The organism is Candidatus Enterococcus murrayae, assembly GCF_017315985.1.
Classification (GTDB): Bacteria; Bacillota; Bacilli; order Lactobacillales; family Enterococcaceae; genus Enterococcus_A; species Enterococcus_A murrayae.
In genome coordinates this window covers 36199-49207 of the sequence record NZ_JAFLVR010000005.1, presented here as the reverse complement: position 1 = coordinate 49207, position 13009 = coordinate 36199, and the positions used below count along the sequence as shown (strand labels likewise).

The following is a 13009-nucleotide window of genomic DNA, read 5'->3' as shown; positions in this document are numbered from 1 at the left end:
ACCACTGTACTTTGAATGCATGAAACTAAAAAAATCTTAGTTTCATGCATTTTTTTATCAAAAAAGAGGAGTGTTGTTATGAAACGAGAACGATTCATGCAGGCACAAAATTTTGAAGATTCAAACATTATCCAAATCACATCCCAGGTACTTCCCATTTGGAAGGTGTTGCTTTCTTGGATAGGGATGCTTGCAGTGTTTTTCTTTTGTCAACAAATCCATTGGCTGTTGGCATCAATTCTTTTGACCTTTGGAATGGTAGGGATTTTAGGGTATCAATACGGACTTTCTTCGTTGCGAAAATTTTTCGGTCCTATGAAATCAGGAACGAAACGCTGGATAGGAGGATATCTGTTCCTTAGCTTTATTTTTTCAGTAGGCATTCTGCTCTTGTTTATGCCGCCAACTTCTTCACACTCTGCAATGGATGGTATGAGCAAGTTGTCTATCGTTGATTTTTTATTGGAGATAGGAGTCATGACGTTTAGTCTCATTGGTGAAGAAGTGGCTGTAGCGATCCTAGCCTTTCCTATGTTTGGTTATTTGAATCAATGGAAGCAGTTAAAAAAGAGTGCCTTTTTCCTTTCCAGTGTGTTTAGTAGTTTGATTTTTGGTTTGGCTCATTTACAGGTTTATGATTGGGATTGGTTTCAATGTCTAGTTGTGATTGGTTTAGGAAGGATTTTTTACAATTATGCTTGGCGAAAATCTGATAGTTTGTGGGCAGGCTTCTGGGTGCATACTCTCAACAATTGGATCGCTTTTGGATCTGCCTATATAGGCAAACTACACTGACCGGTTCATGGTAAATGAATTGAAAAATTTACCGATGCTCTAATAAAGAGTTCAACCGTTGATAGGGGGAAAGGGAATGCTAGTTTTATGGGCTGTCGTTGGTTTCATGACATTGTGTCTGCTGATTTATTTGATTGTAAAGGATGGAAGGAAGGATGAAGGAAACAGTTGGGCGCAAAAGGTAATACTCGGTCTCAGTGGTAGAGAATATCGTCTTTATCTTCCTAAGCATTGGGAAATCTCAGAACCGACTTATGTTTCAAATACTGACTACGAGTTTATGGTGGAAAACACCGATGGAACAGCATATCTTGGATGTATTGTTGAAGACAAACGCGACTTTGTCAGCCTGGATGTTTATGCGGAAATGATAGAAATTTTGATATGGGAAGATGAACACAAAGATATTTATTTTGAGCTTGTCAAAAGGAATGAAGAGAGAGTCTGGAAAGCAGACTATACAACAACAATTGAAGGGATAAACTATCATATTTTGTATCACGTTAAAGAAAGTGAAACACAATATGTTCAATTGGTTGTATGTACAAGAATCAGTCAATTTGATGATTTGAAACCACAATTAGAGACAATCATGAACAGTTTTTCGGAGGTTACACCAATCTCTTTGAAGAATACTGAAAAGGAGCAATAAAGTAGAGAAACTCTCCAATTTTCCCTACTGATTAATGAAAGAGGAACAGAAATGAAGAAAAGTATCTTTACTACGACCTTTTTTACACTCTTTTGTCTGTTACTGTCTGGATGCAGTCAGCTTCCTTCTACGTCAAGTAATAGTCAGAGTGAGCAAACAACAGCTACGAATCGTCAAAACACCTTTAGCAGTTCTGCCAGTTCAGAGGCTATTTTCTTGAGGAAAAATATTACGGGCATCAGCGGCAGTGTTTATCAGCTCACTTTTCCTTCTGATTGGATAGAAGAAGTTGATCCCCTCAGTCAAAACAAGGATTTAGAATTTATGATCTATGACAAGCAGGAAAGAGAGTTTGTCGCATGTATTTCGGAGAATAAGGAAGATTTCACTACGCTGGATGCGTATGCAGAACTAGTCTCGCAAAGATTGACTCGTACGAACAACATGCAAATTCAGTTCAATGATGAGCTGATGAATGGGGAAAAAATAAAAGTGTGTGAGTTTGTTTCAGATGTTCAAGGGTTAAAACTAAGCTATATTTATCAGATTATCGAAACAAAGAATCATTATGTTCAACTATATGGTTGGACCTTTACGCGGTTGTTTGAAACTTCTCGGGATTGGTTGAGGAACATTATGAGTAGTTTTGATGAAATGTAAAGAGTGCACTTCGCAATGGAGAACGGCGCTATTAAGCGGATTAAGCACTTTTTTAGATAGATATTAAATGATATAGAAGGAAGGAAAGAAAACAAATGAAGAAATTTATTATTGGTATCGGGGTAGTAGTTATTTTGGGAGTGGGGTATTTTCTATTACAAGGTCCGCCACCAGAGGAAGCAGAAGGAACCTCAGTGGAAATGTTTGAGGTGAAGCAGCAAACGCCGCTCCATCTGAAGGGACAGGTGAAGTCGACGAAGAAGCAAACGGTTCTAATAGATTCTGATAAAGGACCGATCCGGACGATTCATGTGAATGAAGGCGATCATGTCGCAAAGAATACCATCTTACTTACTTATCGCTGGGGAGAAGTTGTTCGGGCGGATAATGATTCGTTAGTGACCATGCTAAATGAAGATGCGAAGAACGATTCCCAGCAGCAGCTAATGGTGTTAAAAAGTGAGGAATCCTCTATAAAAGGAACCGTTACAGAATACGATCGATCGAAAATTGTGCTAAATGAACCGGTTGAGATTAAGTACGCCAATAGCGAGAAGACGGTCAGTGGGAAAATCATTTCTTTGGCTGAGATGAATAATGAAGCGGAGAAAGAAGACAAGGACAGCTTAGTGACCTATAACTTTACCGCAGTTCCAGATGAAGCGATTCCCGTGGGTTATTCGGTTGAACTATTGATTCCACGCAATGAGATCCATTTGCCATTGAAAAGTGTCGTAGAAAAGGATGGGCAAACGTTTGTTTATACTGTTTCAAATAAAAAGGCAAAAAAACAACCTGTAACCATTGAAAAGGGGAATGGCTACTATCTCTTGCATGAAGGGCTCAATGAATCACAGAAAATCATTAAGGACGCATCATCGATAAAAGATGGAATGGATGTGAACGTGAAATGATTGTGATGGAAAACATCAATAAATACTATACGGCGGATCAAGAACGCATCCATGTGTTGAAGGATATCCGCTTAACCATCGATGAACATGAATTTGTCGCGGTGATGGGGCCTTCCGGTTCGGGTAAATCAACATTAATCAATACGATCAGCTTCTTGGATGGGGATTTTGAAGGAACGTATCTTTTTGAGGGGAACGATGCCTATCGTTATAAAGATGAAAAATTGTCCGCCTTACGAAATAGGGCTGTGGGCTTTGTCTTTCAATCGTTTCAGCTCATTGAAAACAACACTGTTCTAGAAAATGTGGCGTTGCCTCTATTGTATGGAGGAAAGAAGCAACGCCAAACCAAACCGCTCGTCATGGAAGCATTACGAAAAGTTGGAATTGCCGATAAATACAATAAATTACCGAAACAACTGTCTGGTGGTCAGCAGCAGCGGGTAGCGATTGCACGTGCGATCGTCGGCAATCCCAAATTTATTGTGGCGGACGAACCCACAGGGGCCTTGGATAGCCATACTTCAGAGGAAATCATGGAGCTGTTCAAGCATCTGAATGAGGAAGAAAAGGTCACGATCTTAATGGTGACGCACGATCCAGAAGCGGCGGCTTATTGTCGGCGAATCATTACGGTAAAAGATGGCGAACTACTGGAAGAAGGTGTGCCCTATGCGAATTAGTGAAGTCTGGAAAACCGCTTTTAAGGCCATTGGGAAGAATAAACGCCGAAGCTTTTTAACCATGATTGGATTGATCATAGGAGTGTCTGCGGTGATCACAGTCTTTTCCATCGGTCGTGCGTTTGAAGAGTATGTTTCAGAATTTATGGGATTAAATCAAGTGGAAAATAAACTATCCTTTGATTTCAGTCCTAAAAGTGAAAACTTCACTGAAAACGGACTGAACGGGTTTACAGAGGAAGATATCAATCGAATTGAAAGTCTGCCAGGTGTCCAATCTGCAAATTATTATATCGATCAAAAATATGCTGCGCCTAATTTTAGTGACATTGAGAGTAGTGAACAGTCGGCATTTTTTAAGTTATTAAAAAAGACGGGGACGAAGACTATTTATGGTCGTTCGATCCAAGAAAGTGATTACTACAATGAGAATCCGGTGGTCGTTATTAATCAAAAAACGGCAAAAGCGATCAATAAAGAGGTTCCAGAGTCGATCATTGGCCAAAGTATCCGACTTGGCGGTCATCTGTTTGAGGTGGTTGGTATCATGAAGAATCGTGAGCATGGAACGATTCTTTCTACTCCGGAAAACAATGTAATTGCGGAGATACCTAAGAAAGCCTATGAGCATTACTTCAAGGGAACAGATTATAATTCGATTGATGTGAAGCTACGTTCAGGGGTCAAAGTGAAACGTGTGTCGCAATCAATTGAAAATAACCTTAAAAAATATGGCACCTGGAAAAAGCTTGGCAGTTATAAGAATCAGAATTCTGCGATGAAAAAAATGGTGGATCAATTACGAATGATCCTGACGGGGATTACGTTACTCGTCTCAGTCATTGGCGGAATCTCTCTATTTATCTCAGGAATTGGTGTGATGAACATGATCTATATTTCTGTCTCTGAACGAACAAAGGAAATCGGTGTTCGTCGTGCGATGGGTGGGACCAAAGGGAACATCATGATGCAGTTTTTATTAGAAGGAATCACCTTAACCCTCTTTGGTGGAATGATCGGCTTTTTGGTCTCGATCTTGTTAGGATACGTCGCATCAAGCTTTACACCATTAACTGTCCGTCCCGATTCGTTTACGATCGGCTTGGCTTTTGGTTTGTCCGTTGTCATCGGGATCGTTTTTAGCTGGCTGCCAGCTAAAAGTGCGGCGAAGAAGGATATTGTAACGTTGTTGCGATAATAGGGGTGATGGAATGAAAAAGATTGGAAAGGGAATGGCGGCTTTTGTTTGTGTAATCATTTTCGCTACTGCTGCGATGTCTGCATACGAGATCTTACCAAGCACATTGGGAAATGTAAATTCAACGGTTGCTAGTATGCTAGGAGCTGTCCTTAGTATCGTGCTTATTCTTGCCGGCTTATTACTAAGCGCAAAAATAGAAGGAAAGACCTTGGCTGATTACGGCATTTCTTGGAGCAAAAGAGAACCGAAAAAACTGCTTATTGGCTTGCTGATTGGGATTGGCGCATTTCTTATGGTGGTCATTCCACTATATTTACTGAAGGTTTATGAATTAAATACAAGTCATCATTCGTGGGAGAAAATCGTTAATCAATTATTCTTATTCATCGCGGTTGGTTTCCTAGAAGAGTATTTATGTCGTGGGTTCATCCAGCATCATCTTCTACGATTTGGTCCTTACACGGCATTAATGCTTACTTCTATTATTTTCAGTTTGTTGCATCTTGGAAATCCTGGAATCACGCCATTAGCATTGATCAATATTGCTCTAGCTGGAACACTGATGGGCAGTGTCATGTATGCCTTAAACAGTATTCATGCGGCGGTAGGTGTTCATATTACATGGAATTGGATTCAAGGAGCGATTTTCGGAATTCCAGTGAGTGGGACAACGCCGTCAGGTTATTTTTCCACCACTATTTTGAGTAATAACCAGCTGCTCACTGGTGGTGATTTTGGTGTAGAAGGGTCAGTCGCATGCACAATCATCACGTTTCTTTTGACTGTCAATTTTTTGATCATTGCGCTTAAAAATCGAAACTGGGGGAAGTTTGCTGAAAGGTGGGATAGATAGGTCATAATTTGTGATTAAGAGCTTGGACGTATATTTTCAAGAGCACCAGAAAACAGCTTTATTGAATTAAATAGACTAGGGGTTACTAAAATGCTTTCTATTATAATCATTCTGTTAGCCGCTTGTTTGCTTTTTATTTATCGCCATCAACAATCCACAGACAAATTAGCCAATCTAAGAGAAATGGAATTCACAGAAGAACAATGGATTAAGAGGGAGACCATTGGGAGAAGTGGTGAGAAGCATCAGCTTTTATTACCAGAGGATTGGGGATTCGTTCTGTTTGAAGAGATGGATGTGGTGGAAGCTGATTGCGAATTCATTGCTCGAAGTAATGATCGAGTAAAGCAAATGGGCTGCATTATTACGGATAAAAACGAGTTTTCAGATTTGCAGATATATAAAGATCGTTTTAGAAAGATTGCGGATGTAGAAGCTGTTGTTTTTAGTGAGACATATGTTGATATTAAAAAAATTAATCACACTCAGTTTATTGTAGAGTCGAACGGAGAATATGATCGTTATATCTATTATATTTTCGAAAGTGACACACATTTTTTTGAGTATTTTGCCAACTCACCTGTCGATCAATTCTTAAGCGATGAAACTACTTTGGATCTAATGTTAAGAATTGTTATTGAGCTTTCTAATGAGGTTTCAGAACAAGAGTATTGGGAAACAAAGAAAATTTTTATACGGCACCTCACTTTTTTAATTGATACGCCTGTTAACTGGCAAGATTCAGATACGCCAATAAGTGAAAATAGTATATTTGTTTTAACTAATTTTGACGAAACAGAAATAGTAGGATGTGCCTGTGACGATAAGAGAGAATATAAAGATTTAGATACTTACAAGTCATGCATGGAAAAAGATTTGAGAAAGTATGAAGGGCAGGAAATTGAATTTTTAGAGATTCTTACAGAAACTGATCGTTACTGGGTGACGGAGTATGAGTCGAAACAATGGGGATTACCGTATCATATCTTCTTTTACATTCTCGAAGGCAAAACACAATATATCCAGCTTCTTTCATGGACACCGATCAATCGGCCAGAAGCTGTTGATGAGAGAATAATAAAAATCATGAATAGCGTTCGAGAGATTAGTGATGAGTGGAAGGACAGTATTAAGTGAACATAATAATCAAAGACTTGATTAATCATTAAAACAATCAAGAAACACATCAGCCTTTTTCAATGAAGAGAACAAGGAATTATTGATTCTCTGTTTCCTCAGTCTAAAAAATCAAATGATCGAAAAACAAAAGGCCGCCTATCATTAGCAATATTTTCTAAAAACCGGAGAAGTTGAGCCGGAAGCTCCCGACTATATCAAAGAAGCAAAAAGGAAAATTGATTTTTAACATTGGAAAGCGAGGAAAAAGACATGATCATGAATATCGAAAAATCCAAAGCTATTTCTGACGCTGTATTTGTGACTGCTATGGAAGAAGGGCGTAAAGAAGGCGAGGAAAAGACGAAACAAGCATTAGCAATCGAATTCTTAAAAATTGGAGTTAGTGTAGAGCAAGTAGCAAAGGCTACTAAATTAACCACCGAAGAGATTGAAAAATTGAAGCAGGAGCATAGCTGATTTTCCATAAACTTTTCTAGTTGTAAAAAGTGGATTCCGTCAAGGACCTAATGGAGCGTTCGAAAGCGGAAGATTGAATACACGTCCATGGTAAGAATAGGAAGTCATGATGAACTTTTGTAGAACACTTGGCCTTCAATCAATTCTAACTCCCAATAGAGAGAAAAATGACAGAATCATGTGATAGTCTTGCTTTTTTTAAAGATGCAAGGCTATTTTTGTAATCGTAAGATCATTCACTAAAAAATAAATCAAAATAGTGATTGATACACAAAAGTCACAGCAGACTAAAATAACCCGTATCTAATGCAGCTTTGAATGTAAAATAAGTAAATTTAAAAAGAGAGATTCAAATGGATGTTACGTACAATATGTTGTACGTTTTAATTAGAAATGATAATTGAGAGGGAAGTGAAAAATATGGACGCAATCACTTATTCAAATTTTCGACAAAATTTACGAAGTTATATGAAACAAGTTAGTGAAGATGGAGAGCCGCTAATCGTAACAAGTAAAGAAGTAGAAGATACAATTGTTGTTTTGTCAAAAAGAGATTTTGATTCCATGCAAGAAACATTAAGGGTACTATCTAATGAATATGTAATGGGGAAAATCCACAGAGGTGACAAACAATTCTCTAAAGGAAATTTTAAGACTCATGATTTACTTGAGGTAGAGACAAATGAATAAAAATCTACAATCGTGATTAGGAAAAGGTGGGTATTGTGAAAGTATTGATGTCGATAAAACCTGAATTCGTTGCTGAAATCGATAAGGGAAATAAGAAGTTTGAATATAGAAAGAGTATTTTTAAAAGATCTGATGTATCTTCTGTTATTGTATATGCAACTAAGCCGTATGGAAAAGTCGTGGGAGAATTCGAAATAGAGTCCATTATAAAAGATAGGCCTTCTAACATTTGGAAAGAAACAAAAAATTTTTCAGGAATTACAAAAAAATTTTTTAACGAGTATTTCCAAGGAAGAGATGTTGGCTTTGCAATTCAAATTAAAGAATATATCAAGTATGATACCCCGATAGACTTGAGCTGTTTAGATGAAAGTATTAAGGTTGCTCCCCAGTCTTTTTGTTATATTGAGGAATAGATAGTATTTTGGCAAATCTGAAATTGTAGAGAAGAGAACTAAATAAGATTTTTATTCCGGAAGGAAAAAATAATTTTAGATGTTCATTTTCTCTATTAGATAATCCAAAAAATGTGGTCTTACTTGATTTTTTCAATTTTTTAAAGATAAAGAAATGATTAAAATAATTCTAAAAAATTGAACGGCTATCAGTTGTTCAACGAAGGCTATTTGATAGAGATGATAATTTATAGATATCAAAATTATTGAGAATTTCCAGAAAGTTGAACAAGAGCAAACTTACAATTTTTCATAGCTTAATGAAATTCCCGTTTTTTTGTATGACAATGAAAATTGCTTTATAGACGCAGTTAATTTTGTTAAACTTTAGGAGCTTTACAAAGAGGGAGGTTTTTCATGACTCATAAGCTAAAAATTAGTGAAGAGTATTATATTGCTGTAGAAAATAAAGAAAAAAAATTTGAAATAAGATTTAATGATCGAAACTTTCAAGTAGGTGATAGAATTCTTTTGCAAGAGATTACAGAAAATAAAGATTATACTGGAAGAGAAATTTCTGGAGTGATAACCTATATTACAAAATACGAGCAGAAAGAAGGATTCGTTGTTTTCGGTTTCAAACAAATTTGATTATTGCTAATTGTGATAATTAAAATAAGGTCTTGATATTCTGAAGGGATAGCTAATATTGAAGCCTATCCCTTTTTTTGTTGTCTAAGTGGATGTTTGAATCAGAGCGATAGTCCAACTCACTAAGGCATGGATTCTAATCAATATCTCGGATACGATTTATGATAGTTTTTTTGAAGATTCTCATGAGTAAGCGTTCCATTGTTTCAATCACTCTCTATATCGGATTGAAGTAAGAAAAGCGTATGAAATCTAGGGGGAACGGAATTTTTTACCGCTGTTTTTCTATATTTTAATGATGTTAATTACAAGGATATTTACAGCATCGAAGGTATTATTATCTATTGTTAGGAATTAATTGGATTATAAGATTTGATTGGCTTGCGATTGATAAATGGTTAGAAGTGCGAGTATAATGAATTTATGTCAGTCTTGACATGCAATTAAATGAGGGATGGAATCATTCTCGTTTTAAAAACTAAACGTAGTAGGGACTAAAAAAACACCTTCCATCCATAGATGAAAAGTGTCATAAAAGCTACTATAATAATGCGCCCTGAGGGAATCGAACCCCCGTCTCAAGAACCGGAAAATAACATATTTGTTCAATGGGTTTAAAAACAATTTAATAGCAATGATTTTCTTACTACTTGATTTCAACCTATTTTACTTTAATTGAATAGGTTTTAAACGAATGGTGGGGATTTAATTAAAAAATGTGCGAGTCAAAGATGATTGCTTATAAATATTGTTCTGTTATTTTGAAGATTCCTCAGTTTTTGAAAGATTAGTTCCATAACGCATCTAAATTAGCTTCTAAGCGATTTTAAAGTTAGATAGTAAGGTTTTTGTTTAGTGCTCAATGAGCAAGCTTAAAATGCTAAATGGAGCTATTAAATTGAATAATAGATACAAAAGTTTAAAGGCATTCCAAACGAATGGCTTTTTTTGTTTGTCGAAAAGAGAAAATGAGAATGAATAGAAAGAAGGAAAGAATTTGAAGTTAACTAAGATAAAAGTAAAAAGAGAATGGGTAGGGAGAGTTTTCATTTTAGGTACACAATTTAAGGAAGCGCCAAAAGAAATAAATGGAGTTCTTGGCAGCTATGTAAAATTCTATGGAGATTCAGAGAGACATGGTGCTTTACCAATTGTCGTTGATAAAAGTGCTGCAGCTTTACCAGAAGGCGAAGTGGAGGTTGAATTTGAAGAGGCATACTTGGTACCTGATAAAGTTCGAATCACAAGTCGAGAAACCAATGATGATGGCCGAATGATTAATTCGGTGAATGGCTATTTAGATTTTTCTCTTTATTTATCTGGTGTAACAGTTAAGGAAGGTGTGTAAGTATGGTATTAAAATTTAAGGACAATAACAACATTACTGCTGCTTTAGATATTTCAAGTTTAGGCGCAATCCGTTTTAGCTCATTAGAAGATCATGTTTTAGGCTTTGATGAAGAAACCCGCCAAAGCACGGGTGAGATCACTAAAAAAAGAGCAGAGTTGGTTTTTGGGGATAAACGAAAAATTTCAAGTCGGGTCACATTTCCACCGACTGCTGAGATTGAAGAGTTCAAATGGCGTGAGTCAGTTGAATTAATGAATCCAGAATTTCATTTAACATACATTGCCGCTCAAGATGGAAATCGAGAATACTACGAGTTAGATATTTACGCAGATGGGCTAAAGAAAGTATCTGAACCAAAAGATTCAGTAAATGTAACTAAATCTGATGTTAGTGTTAAAAAGATAAAGTAGTAGAGAAATAAGATAATTTCGAGTACTCTAACAGAATTAATTCGACTAGTTGATATAGTTTTTTAACAATGAAGCTACTATGTGATAAAAGCTTTTAGTATCAAACTGTTTAAGGCACTTCGATTATAGTAAATTTAATGGTAAAATTGATCCATGATTATTATAAGGGAGAGGCTTGTATTGGATACAAAAAGCATCGAAAAATATTCCATTAATCAATTATGCAGTTTGTTAGATTTGAATCCTTTTCTAGATCAAAACATAAAGTTTGATGATAAAGAACCGTCTTGGGATGGGACAGTAATAATCCATGGAAAAGAAGGAAAGAAAAAGGATAGCATAGTTGGACGTGTTTCAGTACAAGTTAAGGGACATGAGATGAAGAAATTTCCCGATAAAATAAGTGAATCAATCCAGATTGTGGACTTAAGAAACTACTTACTTGATGGTGGAGTCATTTATATTGTTGCGTATTTGAATTCGGAAGGGAGAATTTCATTCTACTACGTTACTCTTGAGCCTTTGAAAATTAAAAGACTACTAAAAATAAAATCAAATAATACAACGACAATAAATGTTAAATGTAAAAAACTACCTGATAAACATGCTGCAGTCAGAAATATCTTTCTAAATTTTTATAGGGATAGTAAAAAACAGATTAGTTTTGTTGATTCAGAGCCCATTTCAATAAGTGATTTAGAAGAGAAATTTCCTACTCAAGATTATAAAATATCATTTTCTGGTATTGCGCTTAAGTCTGAAAATGTTCATGACATTATAGAAAATAGTTCTAGATTTTTGTATGTCGAAATTCCTAATTATCCTACTCCTATACCAATATCAGAACAAATTCACGATATTATTTTCAGTGAGGAAGTTAACCGAGAGGTTTCCATTGGAAATATTACCTTTTACACTAAATACGTAAAAGAAACAAATAAAAATGAGACAACCTTTCATTTTGGAGAGTGCAATGAGGTAGTATTTGATTTAAAGAAAAAATCTATGAAAGTAAATTTTGAGAATAAACCTTATGTGAGACAGGTTTCAAAAGATTTAGATTTTTTTATCAAGGCGTACGAAAATTCGGGTTTCTATGTTGGGGATAATTGGATAGATTTTTCAGCATCAGAAGAGGTCTCTTTAGGCCTTGATTTAAATACTCAAAAAGAGTACTTGGTCATTTGTAAAAAATTCCAGGCTTTGCTAGATTATTTTGAAATAGAAAGAGACTTAAACATCGAAAAACTTACTACTGATGAAGTCTCTGATTTAGATATCCTTTATGAGTGCTTAATAAATCGAAAGACAACTAAAAATATTCGTGAAGATATACCTTTATTAACAAATGTAAGGATCGCTGGACTAAATTTACTTTTGGTATTTCATGAAATAGATGAAAATAGTAACTTTAGAATAGTTGATCCTTTTAGATCAGAGAAACCTATAAATTGTGTTAGAAAAAATGACGAAGACCATAGAGTCTCAATATTTAACTTTGCTAGAGATACTTATCTTTATAAGCTTGACAATATTATTTTTAGTGAGTTCTTGGAAAGTTATAAGAAGATTGGTATAGGAAAATTTCATTTTGATGATGCTAATGAACTATTGCTAAAACTAATAAAATCTGCTGATTTAGCTCGAGAGGAAGAAATTCGAGATTCATTTTTGGAAGCTGCCTTAGATTTTTCTAATTGGTTGTTAAGTATCTCAAGCTCTTCTGATGATGAAATCCACAGAGTAACAAAGATGATTAATCATGCTCAAATAAAGAAAAGAATGAGTTTACTAGAAAGAAAAGACATGCTCGAAATTTTGGAGATTGCTAAGAATGATTCCTTATCTCATGATTTTCGTTTGAGCGCATATTTAATCTTAGGAAATGACTTAGAAGCACAAATTCACTTTGAAGAAATGAGTGAAGAATCAAAAGACAGTTTTCCAGATTATCCAATTTCAATTTTTTATAAAGAAAAAGAAGTACCGATGTAATGAACAAATAGTTAAAACATATAAAGTAGAGAATTGAATAGGATCTAAAATTCATTTTTTAAAAATCGAATAAACCTCAAACCTAATTAAGAATTGACGAGTAGTTTTGGTCATGTAAGTGATCATTCAACTACTCTTATTTTTTATTGATCAATATAGCTTA

General features: G+C 35.5%; 15 protein-coding genes. All 15 read left to right on the top strand.

The features are described 5' to 3' along the window. Positions 1–78: 78 nt before the first annotated feature. Positions 79–795, top strand: a complete 717-nt coding sequence (locus JZO85_RS02755; RefSeq protein ID WP_207106973.1) for a CPBP family intramembrane glutamic endopeptidase — start codon at positions 79–81, stop codon at positions 793–795. A 76-nt stretch (positions 796–871) separates the two neighbouring features. Further along, positions 872–1447, top strand: coding sequence for a hypothetical protein (locus JZO85_RS02750; RefSeq protein ID WP_207106972.1), 576 nt, complete (start codon positions 872–874; stop codon positions 1445–1447). Positions 1448–1498: 51 nt separating this feature from the next. Continuing rightward, a complete protein-coding gene (locus JZO85_RS02745) occupies positions 1499–2107 on the top strand; it encodes a hypothetical protein (RefSeq protein ID WP_207106971.1) in 609 nt (202 codons plus the stop codon). 95 nt (positions 2108–2202) lie between these two features. Next, on the top strand, positions 2203–3021 hold the full coding sequence (locus tag JZO85_RS02740) for an efflux RND transporter periplasmic adaptor subunit (protein ID WP_207106970.1): 819 nt from the start codon (positions 2203–2205) through the stop codon (positions 3019–3021). Then, positions 3018–3704 carry an ABC transporter ATP-binding protein gene (locus tag JZO85_RS02735; RefSeq protein ID WP_207106969.1) on the top strand — a complete coding sequence of 229 codons (687 nt, stop codon included), beginning with the start codon at positions 3018–3020 and terminating at the stop codon, positions 3702–3704. Before JZO85_RS02740 ends, JZO85_RS02735 begins: the two co-directional genes overlap by 4 nt. After that, the gene (locus JZO85_RS02730) at positions 3694–4902 is read left to right on the top strand and encodes an ABC transporter permease (protein ID WP_207106968.1); all 1209 of its coding nucleotides are present in this window, start codon (positions 3694–3696) and stop codon (positions 4900–4902) included. The genes JZO85_RS02735 and JZO85_RS02730 overlap by 11 nt, the downstream gene beginning before the upstream one ends. Before the next feature lie 13 nt (positions 4903–4915). Then, entirely contained in the window at positions 4916–5758 is an 843-nt protein-coding gene (locus JZO85_RS02725; RefSeq protein WP_207106967.1) for a CPBP family intramembrane glutamic endopeptidase, read from the top strand. Positions 5759–5848: 90 nt separating this feature from the next. Further along, on the top strand, positions 5849–6895 hold the full coding sequence (locus JZO85_RS02720) for a hypothetical protein (RefSeq protein WP_207106966.1): 1047 nt from the start codon (positions 5849–5851) through the stop codon (positions 6893–6895). 252 nt (positions 6896–7147) lie between these two features. Then, positions 7148–7354 carry a hypothetical protein gene (locus JZO85_RS02715; RefSeq protein WP_207106965.1) on the top strand — a complete coding sequence of 69 codons (207 nt, stop codon included), beginning with the start codon at positions 7148–7150 and terminating at the stop codon, positions 7352–7354. Positions 7355–7774: 420 nt separating this feature from the next. Next, positions 7775–8044 carry a type II toxin-antitoxin system Phd/YefM family antitoxin gene (locus JZO85_RS02710; protein ID WP_207106964.1) on the top strand — a complete coding sequence of 90 codons (270 nt, stop codon included), beginning with the start codon at positions 7775–7777 and terminating at the stop codon, positions 8042–8044. A 35-nt stretch (positions 8045–8079) separates the two neighbouring features. Further along, positions 8080–8460, top strand: a complete 381-nt coding sequence (locus JZO85_RS02705; RefSeq protein ID WP_207106963.1) for an ASCH domain-containing protein — start codon at positions 8080–8082, stop codon at positions 8458–8460. 396 nt (positions 8461–8856) lie between these two features. Next, complete coding sequence (locus JZO85_RS02700; protein WP_207106962.1) at positions 8857–9090, top strand: DUF3850 domain-containing protein; 234 nt, start codon at positions 8857–8859, stop codon at positions 9088–9090. Positions 9091–10087: 997 nt separating this feature from the next. Then, complete coding sequence (locus JZO85_RS02695) at positions 10088–10438, top strand: hypothetical protein (RefSeq protein ID WP_207106961.1); 351 nt, start codon at positions 10088–10090, stop codon at positions 10436–10438. Between the two features lie 2 nt (positions 10439–10440). Beyond that, entirely contained in the window at positions 10441–10851 is a 411-nt protein-coding gene (locus tag JZO85_RS02690; protein WP_207106960.1) for a DUF961 family protein, read from the top strand. 180 nt (positions 10852–11031) lie between these two features. After that, positions 11032–12846, top strand: a complete 1815-nt coding sequence (locus JZO85_RS02685; protein WP_207106959.1) for a hypothetical protein — start codon at positions 11032–11034, stop codon at positions 12844–12846. Positions 12847–13009: the final 163 nt, after the last annotated feature.